This is a genomic window from Acinetobacter sp. TAC-1, assembly GCF_029025845.1.
GTDB lineage: Bacteria > Pseudomonadota > Gammaproteobacteria > Pseudomonadales > Moraxellaceae > Acinetobacter > Acinetobacter guillouiae.
In genome coordinates, this window is the sequence record NZ_CP118892.1 from 4,292,556 (window position 1) to 4,312,151 (window position 19,596).

The window sequence follows — 19,596 nt, forward strand, 5'->3', positions numbered from 1 at the left end:
TTCAGGTACAGGATAAAACTAATTATGAAAATGCTTAAAACAACAGTGATCGCCACAGCACTTCTTGCCAGCTCTCCTCTTTTTGCCAATACAGATGTAAGTGCAAATGCTTCTGCTGAAGTCGGAACCAATGGAGGCATTCTAAGCAACATTGGTCAAGGTATCCATAACACAGCAGACAAAGTGGGTAATGGAATTGAAAAAGGTGTTGATAAAACCCGTGATGTGTCTAAAGACGCTTGGGATGGCACCAAGAATACTGCTGCTAAAGTAGGTACAGGTATTGAAAAAGGTGTCGATAAAACCCGTGATGTATCTAAAGATGCATGGGATGGCACTAAAAATGTTGCTGATAAAGTCGGGACAGGTGTGGAAAAAGGTGTCGATAAAACCCGTGATGTATCTAAAGATGCATGGGACGGCACTAAACATGCTGCTGATAAAGTCGGGACAGGTGTGGAAACAGGCATAGACAAAGGTAAAGTTGCGACGAAAGGTGCGTGGGAAAATACCAAAAAACTAAGTTCTGAAGCGGGTCATAACACCAAAGAAGCAGCTGTTAAAGTAAAAGACAAAACCAAATCAGCAACAAGTAAAACTTGGCAGAAAACCAAGGATTTAGTTAAACCTAAACCAGCAAATACAGGTGCAAAAGTAAATTCACAAACCCATGTGAAAACACCAGTAGGTAGCGCTAAAGTCGCCGTATCTACAGACGCTAAAGTTGCTACAAAATAATTTAAATTTAATGCCCATTTAGAAAAGCTCACTTAGGTGAGCTTTTCTTATACATCTGCCAGTAATTTGGTATGCAATGTATACATATGTTTTCTTGCTGTAGGATTTTTCTTTCCATTTTACTTTTTATCTAAATAAAACAGTATCATAATCCCAATTAGCACTGAGCGAATCGCTACAATCATCATAAAGGGATCAAAACATCATGAAGATGATCAAAAGTCTATGTGTGATCACTGCAATACTTGCAACACCATCACTCTATGCGCAAACCAATACTCAAAATCAAACCCAGCCATATGGTGATAATCCAAATATTTTTAAAGTATTGGCACATAAGACCGGTGAAGCTGTACAGAATACCGCTGAAAAAGTAGGTGATGCGACCGAAAAAGGGATTCAAAAAATTAAACCGTCTTTGGATGAAACCATTGAAAATACCAAAAAATATACCACTGAAAAAGCCACTGAGGCTCGTGATAGTACCCGCCAAGGCATAGATACTGCGGTAAAAAAAGTTGAGCAAACCAAAGATCGAGTAATGGGTAAAACCAGTTTAAATGTACCGATTGAACAAGGCAGTTTAAGCCAATCTTCGACCACACCCAATACGGCGAATACTGTAACTGCTGTAACGACAACAAACGTTCAAAATACGCCGATCACCACACAACCTGTTCAACCCGCAGTTCAAAATCAATTACCCAACAATGCGCAAGAAGAACCTGAAATTAAAAAACAGTCGTTACCAATCGAGAACCAAGAGCATGATGTCAACGCCAATACCACAGGCTCAAAAGACACCAACTCAACCAATACACAAAGCTCAACAGATGATGAGGTTGGTGTACCAAGATAAGCAGCTAAACACACTTAATCCGTTGATCTCCACACCTTGCGCTACCCATGTAAGCTGATAGCAGTAAACACATATAGCTGTTTAACTGTACTTTTTTAACGATGCCTTTTAATTGCGCCTTTTTTCATTGTGTTTTTAACTCGGCCCTTTAGCCATTCACCTGACGAATCGCTTTACCCTGCTTAAATGCCTCAAAATTTTCAAGCATTTGATTCACAATACGTTGACGTGCATCAACACTGCCCCACGCACTATGCGGTGTGATAATCAGGTTTGGAATATCTTGTGCAAGTAAAACATTACCTTGTGTCGGCGGTTCAACAGAAAGTACATCTGTTGCCGCACCTGCAATTTTGCCTTGTCTTAATGCGTCTGCTAAAGCCTGTTCATTAACGATACCACCACGCGCACAATTGATTAAGAAAGCAGAATTTTTCATTTTATCAAAGGCTTGAGCATCAATTAAATCACGTGTTTCCGCTGTTAGAGGACAATGCAAAGAAAGAAAATCGACTTGAGTAAGCAATTCGGCAAAAGGTGTTCGATCCTTATGCGTTGGTCGATTGGGTAATGATGCGACCAAAATTTTCATTCCAAAAGCTTCTGCCAACTTGGCAACCGCTTGACCAAGCTCACCATAACCAATGATGCCAAGGGTTTTTCCAGATAATTCGACAATTGGAAAATCCAGTAAGCAGAAAATTGGCGACTTGTTCCATTCGCCTTGTTTAACTGCATACTCATATTTAAGTAAAGATGTTGCTAATGCCAACATTAACGTCAGTGTATGTTGGGCAACTGCAGATGTGCCATAGCCCTGACAATTACACACCACAATACCTTTGGATCGTGCAAAATCTAAATCAATATTGTTGGTCCCCGTGGCCGAAATCAAAATCAATTTTAAATTTTTACATTGTTCCATCGCCTCAGCATTCACAATCACTTTATTGCTGATCACCACGTCTACATCTTGAATCCGTGCTAGAACTTGTTCTGCTGTGGTCGATGGATAAAGTATTAAGTCATCAAAAGCTGCGCTTAACAGACTAAAATCCAAATCCTGTTTATCTAAAGATTCATAATCTAAAAATACAGCTTTCATTGCTTTTCCTTAATGATAGAGAGCCAGTTTTATACTTACGAAGCAGATGCTTCTGGAAAACCAAAAGAATTATTTTTTAAAGCCAATAAGTATGCATTGGTCATACGGTAGGCCTCTTGAATAATGGCTTCAGAAATATAGCTTTCGTTGTAATAACCATGCTTCATACAAGTAAAAACCAATTCCATTAAAATCGTCAATGTATCAGGCTCCTGTGGTACATATTTATCGACGTTAATCATTTCCAGTGCTTTTCGGACGCCATGACTGACTTTTTTTAATTCTATTTGGTATTCCAGATAAGCTTGCCGGGTAAAAGGTCCACTTAAAATCAACAAGCTTGCCGTTTCAGATTCATTAAAATATTTGGCTGTGGTACGAATCATACTTTCAGAGAGTAGCTGTCCGTATACTTCTATGGCTGCATTTGGATTTTCCGTCAACACTCGAACAGCAGCCTGTCCGAGTTGTTTGACTAAATCATTTAAATGCGTCAGTGCAATATGACGAAAAATATCGTATTTCGTCGGAAAGAATTGATAAATACTGGTCCGCGGAACGCCAGATGCATTGGCAATTTCAGGAATCGAAATCTTTTCAATTCCAATGGATAACAGTAACTCTTGCGTGGTTGCCAGCATCTTATCCATTCTTTTTTGGGAACGTTCTTGTTTTGGTTGGCTCACCTTTTTCGTCATTTTTTTTAAAACTGACGTTGACGTTATTTTAATCATCAGATAATCTCTCATAAAAACCAACAAATGTTGGTTTTAAAAAACTTCCTTGTCGTACTACAAAAATATAGAGGAAACCGAAGATGAATTTACCCCTTTCCGATGTACAAATGTCCATACAAAGCAAAACTAAACTTTTTGCTGATCCAGAAGATGAACAACGTAGCCACCGAATTCGTAAAACAATTTTGGAAGCTGGAAATCAATTACGTGAACGTCATCCTTGGCTGGTTCAGCACCAAGACCAAATTGGCCTAGCCATCCTTGTAACAGCTGTAACAGGGATTATTTTCAATATAACACAATACACTCGAGGGAAAATGCCTTGGTATGTGGCAATTCCGCTTTCTGCATTTTGGATGTCGCTCTTACATGAGCTAGAACATGATCTTATTCACCAAATGTATTACCGTAAAAACAAAAAAATCAATGATGCCATGTTGGCAGCTGTTTATGCATTTCGCCCAAGTACCGTAAACCCGTGGATACGTCGCGAGGTACATTTACATCATCACAAATCATCGGGCACCAAAACAGATTTAGAAGAACGCGGTATTAACAATGGTGATCAATGGGGCTTAAAACGTTTGCTGATGACTGGTGACAATATGTTGGCGATCTATTTACGCCCCATCACCATGATGAAAACCACCAAGCGTTTTATTCATGCGCAAAAGCATTTATCCCAAGCAGATAAGCTTAAATTAAAAGCAAAACTTTCTGCGAGTTATGCACCCTTTGGACATATTCATTATGCCTTATGGCATGGTTTCTTATTGATCAATGCTGCCAAATTAGCAATGAAAGCCACAGGCATAGCGCAACCTAAAAATAACTTATGGAGACTTGCAGACAAAACCACAAAGTTTTATGCCGTTAGCATTGCAGCACCAAATTTCTTACGCACCTTAAGTCTGCATTTTACCAGTTCCAATATGCATTATTATGGCGATGTTGAAGATGGCAATATCGTTCAGCAATGTCAGGTTTGGACAGATTGGCGGATGAAACCTTTACAGGCCTTTTGTTTTAATTTTGCTGGCACACATGCCATTCACCATTTTGTTGTACGTGATCCATTTTATATTCGTCAAGCCATTGCTCAAGACTGCTATCCAGTGATGCAAGAAAATGGGGTCCGTTTTAATGACTTTGGGACGTTTAAACGAGCGAATCGTAGGTTCTAAACTTGATAACTGGTATCTTCGTCTTATGAGTTGATAGAGACCTCTGACATGGATTTTTTATATTTTAAAACACCTGATTACGCCTTATAGTGAGTTAAACAATCAACAAAAAAGACCTTACAATGAATTGGACAGCTTATCCATCACTTATGCTCGCTCTGCTTGGTTTTAGCTTATATTCACCAGTCTATGCAAAAGCATATGTTTTACAATCAATAAATAACTTAGATGAAGCTGAGTTTAGAAGTTCTGAGGGAAATGAATTTAAACTGATTAAATTAAATCGGGGTTGTCGTATTCAAGCTCGATATTATTTGGAAATGGAAAATCGTGTGTTTAATTATACCTTCCTTCATCACCCCCCCATGAAGCAAAAACTGCTCCATGCCACGCAAAAAACCTTCCGTTATCATTATAAAGACGGTGAAGAAGGTTCTCTGGCAGCAGTGACTGATGTTTATCAACATTCCAGCGAAGTCTATAAAGTCAGTGATTTAGACGTTCAAAATGAATTTAAAAAATATACTGCTTTATTTCCAATCGCCTATTTAAAGCAATGTAACTAAAGCTGTATCTGTCTATTTAAATAGCTCAAATGTGAAATCGTTAGACACCAAATGATATTTCAGCTCAACCGCTGACTTTAAGCAACTTTAAAGTGGCAAAACTCATTTAAGCTTTCATCATCAAAACTCACCAAACCTTGAATATCGCAACTCATATAAAAGTTTTTATAGGTCAACACATAAAAGTCAGTGGTTTTTTTAATCACAATTGGATTCATATCCAAAGACAAAGCTTCATCTTGCTTAAATAATTTGGTCACACGGCGATCATTCATACAAATCAAATAGGTCTGCTTTTTGATCTCGACTTGTGCCAAACCATTGTTTTCAACATGCAATGGAATAATGTATTTTCCATTCACATCAATCACTTGTTGATCATAGCTTTCTAGCTTTTGCGTGATCACGTTAAATACTAAAATATTGCCAAAACTGTCTTGTAGCTGCGTTTTATCTTCAAAAGCAAAATTGACTTGAATACCCAGTTTCTGCAAATCTTGCTCATCCACTCGCTTATTGGTCAATAAAATACGCGTAATGGTCTGCTTTAAACTGGCATCAAAGAAAGTACTATCCAGTTGGATATCTGTACCTTTTAGAATTTTACCCAAAGCCTCGTTATGTGTCCCCAATAAGTGAGCAATCACACTTCGATAATAAAATTTGCTGTTTTTCTTTACTTCACGAATCTGCTTATAAAAATAAGTTTGATCGTATTCACGTTCAATAAAATCATGTAGTAACGCAGAGTTAGCTAAAACTGCAATCGCATCATGACCAGTATACGGTAAATGTAACGTATGCAATTGAGGGATCAATGGCTTAATTTTTAAATAATGTTCTTTATCATTTTCAAAATAAGGGTCATAAACAATGATGTATTCACAGTCTGCAACGATATCTTGTGCCTGAATACGCATATCCGCATTTAATTCAGCATCATAGAAATCTGTATAACGCTTGTCCTCAACCTCTAAAGGATCGATTGAATATTGCGGAACCATGGCAACAACACGATTCATTTTTAAAGCTTTGGCATATTTGATTGCCGCATAGCCACCCATCGAACCGCCATAACCCACGATATTTTTAAATTGTTTTAAAATGGGATCTAGATGCTCTAACAATGCAGCCATGCTTGAGGCAGGAAACCAAGACTTCTGTTTTGGCATAATCCCAACCACGGCATAGTTATATTTCATCAAAGACTTTTCAGCATTGATGGAAAGTCCTTTAGCTCTAGAAATCAAGTCACCAAATGACAGGACTAAAGTGTCAGAATCGCCTTGTAAATAGATTGCTCTAATATGATCATCTTCAAAAATTATTTGCTTATCCATTCGCACACCGAGCACTAGCTCTATCATTGGCTGAAATTAAATAAATAGGCACTTGCCTATTGATTGCTTCAAGTGTCATATTTTATAGAGTCTAGTCAGATAAAAAAGCGCAAAATATGACACATTCCCTACATCCTGCTGCTCAAAAAGGCTTCAGTACTGCTGCTGAACTTTATCAACAAGTCAGACCCAATTATCCACAAGACGTGGTCAAATGGTTAAAAGAAGATTTAGCCCTTGGCCCAGATTCAAGCGTTGTTGACTTAGGCGCAGGTACTGGAAAATTTCTCCCTTACCTCAAACAAGCAACGCCCAATATTATTGCTGTCGAGCCCGTCACAGAAATGTTGGAACAATTGAAAATAGTACATCCTGATGTACAAACGCTTCAAGCAAAGAGTGATCAAATTCCGTTAGAATCTGAAAGTATTGATGCTGTTTTGTGCGCACAGTCATTTCACTGGTTTGCCAATATTGAAACCTTGAATGAAATTCACCACATTTTAAAACCTGAGGGTCATCTTGGTTTGGTCTGGAACCAGCGCGATGAGACGATAGACTGGGTTAAAGCATTGGCAGATCTGCTCGCAACGATCGAAGGAGACACACCACGTTACCATAGTGGGCAATGGAAGTTGGCGTTTGAAAATCAATTTTTATTCCAGCTTGAAACAGCCAAAGTCTTTTCACAAGTACAAACGGGAACCGTGGAAAATGTGGTCAGCAAGCGCTTATTATCCACCAGTTTTATTGCAGCGATGCCAGAACAACAGCAACTCTCGCTGAAACACAAATTCGAACATATTGTCTTGGAATATACGGGTAAACATGCGCAAGATGAAATAGACTTCCCTTATGTCACCTATGTTTATAACTTTAGGAAACTGCGCTAATCGAAACGCTTTAATGAGGAATGTTTATCATGAATTTAATACTTCGCCCTTTACTCCTTTCAGGTTTACTTACATCCGTCGTTTTCATGGCAGCATGTTCTCCTAAAGATAGCCCACAGCAAAACAATTCATCTGAACCGAAAGATGCCTCTCAAGAGATCATGGATCAATTGAAAACCAAACCGATTAAAAGCTTTCCAAGTACACCCGATGATGCTCACGATATCGCATTACTTGAAGAATATGATCAGAAATTTACCGAAAATAATAATGCTTTAGAAGCTGACCTAAAAAAACGTGCAACAGATGGCACTCTTACCGAAGAAATAGATCGTCAGCTCAAACGTGATGGCATTGAATCTGCGCTGAATATGCTTAAACAACTGGATCTAAAAACCGAACAAGGACGCTATATTCAAGGGTTACGCTATCAATATTGGGAAAATCAAGCCAAAGTCTATGATGAGAAAAAACAATCTGCAGATGGTGAACTGAAAAATCCAAGTGATGCAGTCAAAGGTATGGGAGAAATGTTAAGCGCTGATGAGCAACTTGATCACTGGAAACAATTGACTGATAAAAAATAAAAAAACTAATGCTTTAATCTTCTCTTGTGCCAGATCAAATGGCACAAGAGAAGAATCGCTAATCATGTTTAAACCAGTACAATTAAAGTGAAATCCTAAGAAACCCGAATACGACAACGCCATTGTTGATCAGGTTGTTTTGAAGATTCCCATGAACGAACGTGCACCAATTCAATATAATCTTGTCCTGGTTTTTCAGCTTTAAAACGGAAAGTCTTGGTGCCACCGACACCCACTGCTCCCTCTTCATTATCATTTTGCAAATAGGTTTCTTCTGTTTTAAATATTTTAAGTGGTTGTAATAACTGCCATTGATAACCTGTGCTTGGGTTTTCAGGTGCATTGAATACAAGCACTTCACCTACTTTCATATCCATCAAAGTTGGGCACTTTTGTTTCAATGTATACTCATGTGTTTTACCTTCCACTGTAGGACTTGAACTTTGACAAGCGACTAAGCCCAAACTGCAAACCAACAAAGTAAAACCCACTAAACCTTTCATTTATCACACTCTTTATGATTCAAACTGGCTAAAATTATAGCAAACCATATCATCTTCTCTGATGTGGCTCAATTTGAATTTAGATATTTTGCTTTTCCAACCACTGAATAGAATTCACCCGAATCAGTTTACACGCCCCATCACCGACACCATTCCAATCCAAAGCAGATTTCCACACCAAATCTTTATCATTCACTTGAACCAAATCACCAGTTAAACGAACTAAATCACCACGCTTTACCTGTTTGATTTGTTGAGCAATTTCAGGGTTAGCGGGAATAATATGCATATTACTGACCAATTGAGTTGCCAATTGAGCAGGAATTGGTGGTCGAGCCATTTTCCAATTTAAGAAACGATCATATTGATTGATCGAAATCTGACGGGCAATTTCAGGCTCAGTAAATAAACCGCGAGTTACCGCATAATCAATTGGAGAAAATTTTGCTTGCTCATCATCCTTATATTCTTTTGAACCGAGGATCCGAAATTCACCATGAAAAGGTTCCAAAACGGAAATTTTCTGATGTTGGTCGATTGGTGCTAAACCATTGGCAATATTAAATGCTGGGTTGGCTTTTGAAACTTTAGAAGAATCAGTAGATTGAAAGGCATAGACCTGAAAAGCACTCAGTGCCATCAACGCTGCACAGATTAACTTTTTACTCATATCATGCTCCTCAAACCACACTTAAAAACTGTACAAAATCTATAATCCTAGTATTAATATAAAAACTTAAAATAAAAATCGAGTTTCGGTAACAAAATACAGAGATTTCGTCCTATTTTTGTCTTATATTCAAAGCAGGCTTTGGTTAGAATTTAGCTTATATTCCTATAATTGCATACAATGATGATTTATAAATTTTACCAACAACGTATTTTCCCGCATTTGCTCAATCAAGTGATGCAAACACCCAGCATGATGGATGGACGTGCAGAATTACTTGGAAAAGTTCGAGGTGAAGTCTTAGAAATCGGTTTTGGTACAGGTTTAAACCTGCCATTTTACCAAGAGGTTGATCAAGTTTATGCGCTTGAGCCAAACCGAGATGTCTATCAACTTGCTCAAAAACGGGTATTTGATGCGCCCTTTCATGTGCAACACATTCAAGCCAGCGCAGAAAAGCTGCCTTTTGCAGATCATTCAGTCGAAAATATCGTCAGTACATGGACCATGTGTAGCATTGCCAATTTAGACAAAGCCATTCAAGAAATTTATCGTGTTTTAAAGCCTCAAGGGACACTGCATCTAATTGAACACGTTCAATATCATGACAATAATACCTTAAAAAAACTGCAAGATCTTTTAACGCCTATACAAAAAGTTATTGCCGATGGATGTCACTTAAACCGTAATATCGAACTTGAACTTTTAAACGCCAATTTTAAGTTTTCTGAAAAATATTATTTTGATGCTGAGGATCTGCCAAAAATTGGACGACGTATGTTTATGGCCAGAGCACACAAGCTCTAAGCTTTCGCCATTGAAGAGAATAGAGAAATTTTAACCTCACTCAATCTCGGTTAAAAACAAGATCGTTTCGACTTTCACCCACAATTTGAAAACAGTGTCCTTTTCACTTGATCTAAAGCAAAGTCGAAAAGGACCTTGCTTTTTGATTTAGGCTAAAAATCTACACACTCGATGCAACAACACTTCAACCTTCTAATCTTCAAAATCAATCCGAATCGTTTCAAAGCGGACTCGCCCATCTTGAATTGCTTGAGCAATCGCTTGTTGCCCTTTGGTCAAACGTGCCCCACCACTCTTAATATCAATCAGCACCACTTCAATATCTTCAGCCAAACCTTCACCATCTCGAAAATCGGTATAACCATCAAACACGACATAATCAATAGGATCCCCTAAGAACTTGGCATCACTGGGTAAATAACGAAACTCAGGCATGATTGGTGCCAGTTGTTCCGCCATCTTGCCTTTCAACACAGCACGACTGGTATTTACACTACGCTTTTGCGCGCTTGCTAAAGTCTGCTGATGCTCCAATTCCAACTCAGCAATATATTGCTCATACTCTGCTTTGATTTTGCCATTACGCGTACTTGATAACACGATTGTGGTTAAAACGATGCCAATACATGCACCAATTAACATCGCCATCCAGATGGACATGCTTTTTCCTCTAACTCGATATCTTGCACAATGTAAACAACTACTAAAGTTTTGTCATGTATAACCTATATGCTAAAAATTAATGCTAAAGTAAGGTGAAGGTTAGCTTACAGACTTAATTGATCAATCATGAAAACAATACTTGTTGCAAATTTAAAAGGCGGTTGTGGGAAAACGATTACAGCAATAACATTAGCGACGGCGCTTGCACAAAAAGGCTATAAAGTGGCCTTGGCTGATGCAGATGGACAAAAATCTGCACTGCAATGGTTAAAGCAACGTCCTGACACTGCAGCAACAATTCAAAGTCTGGATTGGCGTCATGAAAAATCAATTGGAGATGCACCTAAAAACTTAGATTATTTAGTGATTGATGCACCAGGTGCTTTAACTGGTGAACATGCTGAGCAATTGATTAGTGAATGCCATGCTGTAGTCACTCCGCTACAACCCTCATTTTTTGATATCGACAGTACCCGACGTTTCCTTAAACACATCCAAGACATTAAAAAAATCCGTAAAGGCAAAGTTTCTGTATATCTGGTTGCCAATCGAATGAAAGCCAACAGCTCAAGCTCGAAAGATATTCAGCAATTCTTTGATAAAATCGAACAAAAACCTGTTGCATGGATATCCGAACGTACTGCCTATAGCCAATTGGCGATGCAAGGTTTAAACGTTTTTGATAAAACCCAAAAGAACTTTTTAACCATTCAAGAACAATGGCAACCCTTACTTGATGCTTTAATAGACGATCCAAGCGATTGGTTCTAAAACCAATTCAAGAAAGATCAGATAAAGTACGGTTAAAATTTGCCACACTTTATTTTTCAGTTAATATTGAGTCAATCACTCACAATTTTTAGAGTAATTCGTGCAAGATTTCACTTCGAACTTACAACGTATCTTATTGTTTGGATTATTGTTTATCCTTATTTTTTTAGGTTACGATATTCTCAAATACTTCATTGTACCTGTGTTATGGGCATGTATTATTGCCTATATGACTTGGCCAATGTACAAACGCATATTAAGAATGTTTGGTTCGAATCGACCAACCCTCAGTGCATCACTGATGATTACGCTGGTGGTTTTGGTGGTTGGAATTCCACTGACTTTTGCCATTTTTATTTTACAACATGAAGGACGAAATCTTTATTTCGACCTACAACGCCAATTATCTTCAGGTCATTTGACTGTTCCAGACTTTATCCGTGAACTTCCCATCATTGGCAAAGAAGTCAGCCGTACTGTACGTGAAATTAATGCTGATCCTACCAGCCTTTCGCAAACCATTGGTCTGTGGATTCAAGGCCATATGAACTATGGTAAATTCGTCTTGAACGAAATTACCAAAAATCTGGTTAAGCTAGGTTTTGCAATCATGTCTTTATTCTTCTTCTATCGAGATGGTCAAACCATTTTGGAACAAGTCAGTAAAGCCTTACAAATGTTAATTGGCCCACGTATTCACCATTATCTTGACACCATTTCTGAAACAACCCGTGCTGTGGTTTATGGTGTTGGTTTAACTGCGGTTGCTCAAGCATTTCTTGCTGGTGTAAGTTATTTTGTTGCGGGTGTTCCAAATCCAATGGTACTCACCATTGTGACTTTCTTGATGGCACTGATTCCATTTGGCCCTCCTGTTGCTTATGGTGCAGTTTCATTATGGCTGTTTTCACAAGGTCAAACCATGGAAGCAATCGGTGTAATGGCTTGGGGTGTTTGTATTGTCAGTACTGCTGATAATGTGATTCGACCTTTGGTTATTTCAGGTGCAACCAAGATTCCGTTCTTGTTGATCATGTTTGGTGTACTTGGTGGATTGGCAAGTTTTGGGCTGGTTGGACTGTTTATTGGTCCTGTCATTCTTGCAATTCTTTTGGCCATTTGGCGTGAGTGGTTACATGAAACCACTGAGCCAGAAATCCTAATGCCAGATGCCACGATGGCCTATGACATTGATGATGATCAGCCCACAAAACCTTAGCCCAATCCAGGCAAGTGACAATTAAAATTTCAATATGGGTAAATCGTATATTCGCCAATAAGCTTTAATTGGCGAATATACCTTGTATAGCGATCTTATATCGCAGATATTCTGCGTAATTATTTTGCTGATTATTTTGTTTATTTATTTTTAGTCAGCATAATCAATGCCAATCAAATTTACTGTTAAATAAATTCATACAATCAGACATTTAATTCACATTGTTTATCAGGCCGTGCTTTGTTTGAATAGTGACTAATCATAATCAAATACTTTGGATGCGTTCGATGACATCTACTTTCTTTAAAACTTCTATACTTTGTACATGTATCGCACTTTTTACAGCGGCATGTAGTACAACAACGGTCAAACCTAAGCTTAAAACACCACTACAAACAGTGGATATGCATGCGGTCTCTGCACAAGGCATTGGTGCAAAAATTGGTACAGTGAGCTTGCAAGATTCTCCAAATGGTTTAACCATCAACACCCAACTTAGCCAATTACCTTCTGGTTATCATGGTTTCCATATTCATGAAAAAGGCTCATGTGCCCCCGCTGAAAAAGACGGAAAAATGGGCGCGGCTTTAGCTGCGGGTGGTCATTTCAATCCACAAAAAACTGGTCATGGCACTCCGAATGATGGGCATATGGGCGATTTACCTGTACTTAATGTAGATTCAAATGGTAATGCCAAAACAACATTAATTGCACCACGTCTAAAACTGGCCGATATTCAAGGCTTAGCTATTATGATTCATGCGGGTGGCGATAATTATTCAGACCATCCAAAACCACTGGGTGGTGGTGGGGATCGTATTGCCTGTGGTGTGATTCAATAATTTAAATCATTCATTGTGGATAAGTATGCGCTTATCCACATCGTGTTTATTTTAGATGCGAAAGCGCATAACGGCGGCAATGTTCCAAATAACCTGCCTCATGTACACTCATCAATTCGACAATACTACGCCATAGCCAAAATGGTGCATCAATAGTTTTAGATTGATTACGTTTTAGCTCTTTTACCCAAGCATTGCGTACTACATCATCCATCTGTCGAGCATGTGCACGACCAACCACAAAAGCCAAATAGAAAGCTAAGTCTTTGGCTTCAACTTCATTGACCCCTTCTATTTCGAGTTTTAAATCTTGTGGCAATAACTCTCGAATAAAAACCGAAGTATCTAAAAACTTACTTGCTCGCATCCGCTCCCCTAAAAATGGCGATAAATGTCTTGCGCCTTCAACAATTCTTGCTGCATTGTCTTTTGGCATCGGTGTATTTGAATAACGTGGTGCAAGTGCTGTTGTGGCTTCTTTCAGATCCATTAAACACAGGCCTTTGCCATCTCTGACAATATGATTCGATGAATCCATCAGTACGATATAGCGCAATAAGCCTAAAGAACTGCACCCTTTAACCCAATATGCTGAATCGATGACTTTCAATTGAGCAGATTGATCACGCTGACCAATCATTGTGACCAAGTCTTGAATATCAGGCTGATTAAAAACACGATGAATTTCGAGATGTTCTTTTTTTAATAAGGGCCAAAATTTCTTCCCCAAGGTTATTTCAGGCGTTAAACCTTCTAAACGCTCTCTTGCTAAATTTTTCCAGGTTCGCTTAAGTGCTTTTTGCATCGCACTATGCACAAGTACTGGTCGCTGTAATTTATCAATCCCTCGACCATTGTCGGCTAAGGCATGTACATAACCTGCATACAACGCTTCAATCATCTGCGCGGTGACCACACCAGGTAAATCTGAACTACGCACAGCTGTGGCTAAGGATAACCCTAAACGGATAACATCATTGGCAGGATTACCAATCACAGTTTGATCTAGGTCGCGAATTTCAATATCAATTTTACCCTCAGCATTGGCAACAGGGCCCAAATTCCCAGTATGACAATCTCCACAAATCCAAATCGCAGGCCCCTGTGGGATCGAACTTATTTCAGCTTGCTTCAACCAATCATAATATTTGGCCGTATTGCCACGTACATAGGCATGGATCGAACCCGCCATTTTTAAATTACGGCGTTCTGTTAGTTCAGTATTGCGATAACGAGGTTGTTTTATTTCAGTGTTTTGCTGGTTTGACATTTTTACTATTTTTAAGTATTTGATCGCTTATTCTGAGTTTTTTTAAGCATTTAAGTAAGGGTTAAACTGTATACAAAATGTTGAATATTACCGTTTATTTTTTACATTTCTATATGCAATAAATCGTGTCGCCTTTTCAGAAACGAGTAAAATATTGAAACGCCCAAGCCACTGAATTGACACTGTGAATAGCTATCAGCAAATCTTTCAAAATATAAAATCAAATTCAACTTTGATTTATTGCCTACAGATTTTGATTGTTTTAACTGGAACAACGCTTGGACTGTATTTTCTAGGTTATGAACAGCTCATTGTACCGATTACGCTTGGTGCAATTGCAACAGCGCTCACAGATTTTGATGACCGACTGAGTATTCGTTTAAGAAATCTTGGCTTGGTCTGTGTGCTGTTTTTTACTGTCAGTAGTATTTTAGATTTTTTACATCCCTATAAACTTTTATTTTTAATTTACTTATCTCTATCCAGCGCAGCTTTTATCTTAATGGGGGCATTGGGGCAACGCTACGCCACCATTTCATTTGGAACCGTGCTCTTGTCAATCTATACCATGTTTGGCTTAGGTGAATATACTGAGTGGTATCAACAGCCCAGTTATTTTGTCATGGGTACATTATGGTATGGCTTGACCTCTATCATTTTCTATCTACTGAAACCGACACAGGCTGTACAAGACAACTTATCCAATAGCTTTAATCTTCTTTCTGAGCTGTTGATGTCAAAAGCAAAACTGTTTGATCCTGATAATGTCGACAATGTTGAGCAACTTTTATATGATCTTTCTTTGCAAAACAGTCAGTTGGTACAAAACTTAAACCAAACCAAAGCCTCATTACTGACCCGATTAAAAGCCTCTCGTGCCAATAAAAACACCATTTACTGGCTTAATTTATATTTTCTGGCCCAAGATATTCATGAACAAGTTACGTCTAATTATTTGCACTATGAAAAGATTCATCAAAACTTTAGTCGCACAGATTTAATTTATCGTATTCAGAAGAATGTTCGTTTGCAGGCGCGCAATTGCCGGCAACTTGCCGAAGCAATTTTAAAACGCCAAATCTTTCAAACGCATACAGACAACAATATTGCTTTAGCCCATTTAGAAAACTCAATGCAGGAATGGATTCAACACAATCCACATAATTTAGAAGTAAAAAATTTACTGTTGGTATTAAACAATCTGAAAAATGTGCAAGATCAATTTATTAACCTAAGTATTGAACAACGTAATTATCAACAAAGTTATAGCCAACATCGAGATAATCTCAATTTATTGGATGATGATATCCATGATCTACCAGACCTTTGGCTCAAGATTAAACAACATTTAACCCCAAATTCTGCATTATTTCGCCATGCCGTGCGTATTGCTTTTGTGTTTGCTGTGGGCTATACCATTTCGCTACTGCCCTTTGCCAAAAACGGCTATTGGATTTTACTTACCAGTTTATTTGTATGCCAAATCAGTTATTTTGCCACCAAAAGCCGTTTAAAACTACGCACGCTAGGCACTGTATTAGGAGTACTTTTGGGTATTCCGATTTTATACTTTGTCCCCAGTATTGAAGGGCAATTGCTCCTCACCATTATTTTTGGGGTGTACTTTTTCTACCTACGCTCAAAAAAATATGCCATGGCGACTTTAATGGCAACGCTTATGGTCTTGTTAATCTTTAATTTAAAAGGCGCAGGCTATGCCATTATTTTACCGCGTATTATCGACACCCTCTTGGGATGTTTAATCGCATGGTTTGCGGTCAGTTTTATTTGGCCAGACTGGAACTTCCGTGATATTTCTAACAATATCCGAAAAAGCAGTAAAGCAACCTTAGACTATTTCGATGCGGTTGTTGAACAATATCAACAAGGCCGCACCAACAGTATTGATTATCGTAAAGCACGCCGAGCAGCACATAATGCACAGATTGAATTATCCACGATGATTTCCAGTTTAAGTGCTGAACCCAATCCAAATCCGGATTTAATTCACAATGCCTTTCGATACTTGGTCTATAGCCATAGCCAGCTCAGTTATGTTTCAGCTTTAGGTAGCCATCGTGAACATGTACATGATCAGCAGATTTTAGATTTGATGTTATGGTGCAAACATACCTTAACTGATGTTTTGCTTAACCAAACCGCTGTAAATGAAGCCTTAATTGAAACAAAGCTCACTGAAATTCAGCACATCAGTGATCAAGAAAATTTGTCAGATAATTTACTTTTGGTGCTTAAACAAATCAGTTTATTATTGGAAACCTTACCTGAGTTGTTAAAACTAAAAACAACCTTACTTCGATTAGAAATTAAATAGCAAGAATGACCAGACATTTAGAGGCTTCACATGAAACTTAGACATTGCCTAACGTTTTTATTCTCTGCATTGACCATTAGTGCTGCACCCAGTGCTTTTGCAGATTCTCAATTTAATCAAGACTTACAGCAATTTTTAGAGTGTAAAAAGACACTGAAAAATTATTATGACTTAGGTTTTCAATTTGAGGATGATCTGAAAAAGAATGGCTGGATCAAACAAGGTGAAGAATATAGCTATGTCAGTAAAGTCCCGATTATAGTATTCGGTCAAACTACAGATCAAATCAGTTTGGTTTCTGGTGGAATCTTGGCTGTTTTAAAACATGCAAATACCAAAGACCTCGCTAAAAAGTTTCAAATCACGCAAAACCCTTTCTTTAAAGATATGCCGTATTTTTCAGGAGAGAAAGTTGTAAAAACAGATCTTGAGACCAAAGAAATCGAAAAATCTTTGCGTAAACTGACTTTGGCTGAATCGAATCCCGTTGTAGATCAAGGTGAACATAAAACTTATATTGGGTGTGTTTATATCACTGCATTTGAACAGCAACAGCAGGATGCAGCAATCAAAGCATTACAATAATCGATCTTAAATATTGGGCTATATCTGGTCTGGAGACTAAAAGCTTATTCTCCAGAACAATCTTCCATCTATTTAAATGAATCGATTTTATTTACTATTTTTTTCAAATCGTTTAGATAATTCGGTTAGACTCAAGCTTCATTCTCATTTGACTAAGTGACCATGAATATCAAATCTTTACGTATTGTTGGTTTTCTTGAAGGCATTTCCTTTCTCCTTCTTCTCTTTATTGCGATGCCTTTGAAATATATTTGGGATATGCCTATTTATGTGAAATATATTGGCATGGGACATGGTGTGTTATTTCTTGCTTTTCTTGCTGTGTTATTGATTGTCTGTGGAAAACAGAAGTGGTCCATTCACATGTTTATTTTAGGTTTAATTGCTTCAATTTTACCTTTTGGGCCTTTTGTTTTTGATCATAAATTAAAAGCATTGCAACAGCCTTAACTTGTTTTATTTAAGAAGCAAAGCTCCCTCCCCTTTTACAAGGAGAGGGAAACTCAAGTGAGCTTAAAACTCACCATTTACTTGACGTTGCTGCATAATTGTTTTTAATAATCCACGTGGAATAGTGAACCACAAAGCAATTAACGCAAAACATGACAACGCATAAGCCCAGAGATGGAAATGCTCATACAGAATTCGAATCAGTTCAATCACAAAGAAGAACGTGAACATCATCAACACTGAAACAGCAGCAGCGACAGTGCCTTTAGAAACTTCAGATGACATTAAAGCAAAACGATAAAGCACTGAAAAACTAATTCCTTCACCAAAACTGACTAAGGTCATGCCTAAAATAACGCAATGAAGAAAATATTCGCGCCAAATGATCCCAGCCACCACAATTGCGGTACCTAACAGCATCAAAGGTAAACCAATCAAAACTGTTTTACCCAGTGGCAAGCGATCAATCACTTTAATCAGCACAATATTACCTAGAATCAATCCACCCAATACAGGGAATTGCGCCAGACCATATTGCATACTACTGAGCCCCAGTTCTTCAACCAACATCACTGGAGACAATGCGATCCATAGCATCAAAGGCATCGCCACCATCGGCAAGCCGAGGGTCATGCCCATGAACGTCTTATTTTTCAAGACTTGCATATAATCATCCCAAATATAACTCAACGGTTTTTTGGGAATACTGCTTGTACGTGCTGGCATCTTGGCTTTTAGACCAAACCAACTCAGAAAAGCTAAAAAGGCAATCGCAATAAATCCCCAGTGCCATGACACATGATCGATGAGGAATGCGCCGACAACAGGGCCAATCAAAGGGGCAAGCAAAGAAATATTTGCCATCAGTGCCATGACTTTAATGGCATCACGCTCTTCAAAGGTTTCTTGAATCGCGGCATAACCCACTGCTGCGATCACAGATAAACCAAAACCTTGTAAGAATCTTAAAACAAGAAAACTTTCAATATTGTGGGTGAGTAAAATTAATAAACAGGTGATGACAAAGAATGCAACACCTGACAATAAAACTTTCTTACGTCCTAATCGGTCAGACAAAGGTCCGAGTATCCCTGCGACGCATGCCCCGCCGAGAAGATAAAATGACATAGATGACGGTGCCCATGCACTACTCACACCAAATTCTTTGGTAATTGCGAGCATCGCGGGCTGAACCAAATCATTACCGATATAAACTGAAAATTCAAATAACACCAACGCCAATGGAAACATAAGCGTAGCGCGACTCAAACTTGCAGTTTGTTCTTTTTGCACTAAATTTTGCATTATTTTCTACATATCTTTATTGGCTTGCATCGCTCACACTACTTTTTAAAGATAAGCGTTCGCCCAATGACAAGCACTGAAATATAAATATTAAATTGTGGAATTTACGTTGAATAAAGGCAGTTCAACACCGTATTCACAAGGTGTCTAATTCAATAGGTAAAGTA

At 38.3% G+C, this 19,596-nt stretch carries 21 protein-coding genes; 13 read left to right on the forward strand and 8 right to left on the reverse strand.

Going from position 1 to position 19,596, the window contains the following annotated elements:
* Positions 1 to 24: 24 nt before the first annotated feature.
* Together PYV58_RS20060 and PYV58_RS20065 are read left to right on the forward strand one after the other, a co-directional pair.
* On the forward strand, positions 25 to 738 hold the full coding sequence (locus PYV58_RS20060; RefSeq protein WP_004818715.1) for a hypothetical protein: 714 nt from the start codon (positions 25 to 27) through the stop codon (positions 736 to 738).
* Between the two features lie 205 nt (positions 739 to 943).
* Positions 944 to 1,597 carry a hypothetical protein gene (locus tag PYV58_RS20065; RefSeq protein ID WP_034615395.1) on the forward strand — a complete coding sequence of 218 codons (654 nt, stop codon included), beginning with the start codon at positions 944 to 946 and terminating at the stop codon, positions 1,595 to 1,597.
* Between the two features lie 148 nt (positions 1,598 to 1,745).
* On the opposite strand, the gene PYV58_RS20070 is transcribed toward PYV58_RS20065, so the two are convergent.
* Entirely contained in the window at positions 1,746 to 2,702 is a 957-nt protein-coding gene (locus tag PYV58_RS20070; protein WP_034615392.1) for a 2-hydroxyacid dehydrogenase, read from the reverse strand.
* Between the two features lie 35 nt (positions 2,703 to 2,737).
* Positions 2,738 to 3,436 (reverse strand): TetR/AcrR family transcriptional regulator, encoded by a 699-nt coding sequence (locus PYV58_RS20075; protein WP_034615433.1) that lies wholly within the window; start codon positions 3,434 to 3,436, stop codon positions 2,738 to 2,740.
* Between the two features lie 83 nt (positions 3,437 to 3,519).
* Between PYV58_RS20075 and PYV58_RS20080 the strand changes: the two genes are divergently transcribed.
* Positions 3,520 to 4,623 (forward strand): fatty acid desaturase, encoded by a 1,104-nt coding sequence (locus PYV58_RS20080; RefSeq protein WP_034615390.1) that lies wholly within the window; start codon positions 3,520 to 3,522, stop codon positions 4,621 to 4,623.
* Positions 4,624 to 4,745: 122 nt separating this feature from the next.
* Entirely contained in the window at positions 4,746 to 5,189 is a 444-nt protein-coding gene (locus tag PYV58_RS20085; RefSeq protein ID WP_034615386.1) for a hypothetical protein, read from the forward strand.
* Between the two features lie 77 nt (positions 5,190 to 5,266).
* On the opposite strand, the gene PYV58_RS20090 is transcribed toward PYV58_RS20085, so the two are convergent.
* Positions 5,267 to 6,556: a hypothetical protein gene (locus PYV58_RS20090; protein WP_004818705.1), complete on the reverse strand. Its 1,290-nt coding sequence runs from the start codon at positions 6,554 to 6,556 to the stop codon at positions 5,267 to 5,269.
* A gap of 89 nt (positions 6,557 to 6,645) precedes the next feature.
* Between PYV58_RS20090 and PYV58_RS20095 the strand changes: the two genes are divergently transcribed.
* Both PYV58_RS20095 and PYV58_RS20100 read left to right on the forward strand, forming a co-directional pair.
* Entirely contained in the window at positions 6,646 to 7,422 is a 777-nt protein-coding gene (locus PYV58_RS20095; RefSeq protein ID WP_034615383.1) for a class I SAM-dependent methyltransferase, read from the forward strand.
* A 29-nt stretch (positions 7,423 to 7,451) separates the two neighbouring features.
* Entirely contained in the window at positions 7,452 to 8,009 is a 558-nt protein-coding gene (locus PYV58_RS20100; RefSeq protein WP_004818703.1) for a hypothetical protein, read from the forward strand.
* A 95-nt stretch (positions 8,010 to 8,104) separates the two neighbouring features.
* Here PYV58_RS20100 and PYV58_RS20105 read toward each other — a convergent pair whose 3' ends face one another.
* Together PYV58_RS20105 and PYV58_RS20110 are read right to left on the reverse strand one after the other, a co-directional pair.
* The gene (locus PYV58_RS20105; RefSeq protein ID WP_004718213.1) at positions 8,105 to 8,512 is read right to left on the reverse strand and encodes a protease inhibitor I42 family protein; all 408 of its coding nucleotides are present in this window, start codon (positions 8,510 to 8,512) and stop codon (positions 8,105 to 8,107) included.
* Between the two features lie 79 nt (positions 8,513 to 8,591).
* Positions 8,592 to 9,182 (reverse strand): hypothetical protein, encoded by a 591-nt coding sequence (locus PYV58_RS20110; RefSeq protein ID WP_004818701.1) that lies wholly within the window; start codon positions 9,180 to 9,182, stop codon positions 8,592 to 8,594.
* A gap of 183 nt (positions 9,183 to 9,365) precedes the next feature.
* Between PYV58_RS20110 and PYV58_RS20115 the strand changes: the two genes are divergently transcribed.
* On the forward strand, positions 9,366 to 9,989 hold the full coding sequence (locus PYV58_RS20115; RefSeq protein ID WP_004718217.1) for a class I SAM-dependent methyltransferase: 624 nt from the start codon (positions 9,366 to 9,368) through the stop codon (positions 9,987 to 9,989).
* Positions 9,990 to 10,181: 192 nt separating this feature from the next.
* Here the strand turns inward: PYV58_RS20115 and PYV58_RS20120 are convergent, their stop codons facing one another.
* Positions 10,182 to 10,649: a Holliday junction resolvase-like protein gene (locus tag PYV58_RS20120; RefSeq protein WP_034615380.1), complete on the reverse strand. Its 468-nt coding sequence runs from the start codon at positions 10,647 to 10,649 to the stop codon at positions 10,182 to 10,184.
* Between the two features lie 129 nt (positions 10,650 to 10,778).
* On the opposite strand from PYV58_RS20120, the gene PYV58_RS20125 reads away from it, so the two are divergent.
* The 3 genes from PYV58_RS20125 (at position 10,779) to sodC (ending at position 13,484) form a co-directional block, all read left to right on the forward strand.
* The gene (locus PYV58_RS20125; protein WP_004718222.1) at positions 10,779 to 11,423 is read left to right on the forward strand and encodes a ParA family protein; all 645 of its coding nucleotides are present in this window, start codon (positions 10,779 to 10,781) and stop codon (positions 11,421 to 11,423) included.
* Between the two features lie 100 nt (positions 11,424 to 11,523).
* Positions 11,524 to 12,642 (forward strand): AI-2E family transporter, encoded by a 1,119-nt coding sequence (locus PYV58_RS20130; RefSeq protein ID WP_004818697.1) that lies wholly within the window; start codon positions 11,524 to 11,526, stop codon positions 12,640 to 12,642.
* 287 nt (positions 12,643 to 12,929) lie between these two features.
* The gene (sodC, locus tag PYV58_RS20135; RefSeq protein WP_004718225.1) at positions 12,930 to 13,484 is read left to right on the forward strand and encodes a superoxide dismutase family protein; all 555 of its coding nucleotides are present in this window, start codon (positions 12,930 to 12,932) and stop codon (positions 13,482 to 13,484) included.
* Positions 13,485 to 13,530: 46 nt separating this feature from the next.
* Here the strand turns inward: sodC and PYV58_RS20140 are convergent, their stop codons facing one another.
* Positions 13,531 to 14,754 carry a DUF2252 family protein gene (locus PYV58_RS20140; protein ID WP_034615374.1) on the reverse strand — a complete coding sequence of 408 codons (1,224 nt, stop codon included), beginning with the start codon at positions 14,752 to 14,754 and terminating at the stop codon, positions 13,531 to 13,533.
* Between the two features lie 184 nt (positions 14,755 to 14,938).
* On the opposite strand from PYV58_RS20140, the gene yccS reads away from it, so the two are divergent.
* The 3 genes from yccS (at position 14,939) to PYV58_RS20155 (ending at position 18,124) form a co-directional block, all read left to right on the forward strand.
* The gene (gene yccS, locus PYV58_RS20145) at positions 14,939 to 17,089 is read left to right on the forward strand and encodes a YccS family putative transporter (RefSeq protein ID WP_034615371.1); all 2,151 of its coding nucleotides are present in this window, start codon (positions 14,939 to 14,941) and stop codon (positions 17,087 to 17,089) included.
* 30 nt (positions 17,090 to 17,119) lie between these two features.
* Positions 17,120 to 17,674, forward strand: a complete 555-nt coding sequence (locus tag PYV58_RS20150) for a hypothetical protein (protein WP_034615369.1) — start codon at positions 17,120 to 17,122, stop codon at positions 17,672 to 17,674.
* Between the two features lie 162 nt (positions 17,675 to 17,836).
* Positions 17,837 to 18,124, forward strand: a complete 288-nt coding sequence (locus tag PYV58_RS20155) for a DUF3817 domain-containing protein (protein WP_034615366.1) — start codon at positions 17,837 to 17,839, stop codon at positions 18,122 to 18,124.
* Positions 18,125 to 18,187: 63 nt separating this feature from the next.
* Here the strand turns inward: PYV58_RS20155 and PYV58_RS20160 are convergent, their stop codons facing one another.
* Positions 18,188 to 19,429 carry an MFS transporter gene (locus tag PYV58_RS20160; protein ID WP_051671039.1) on the reverse strand — a complete coding sequence of 414 codons (1,242 nt, stop codon included), beginning with the start codon at positions 19,427 to 19,429 and terminating at the stop codon, positions 18,188 to 18,190.
* Between the last annotated feature and the right edge of the window lie 167 nt (positions 19,430 to 19,596).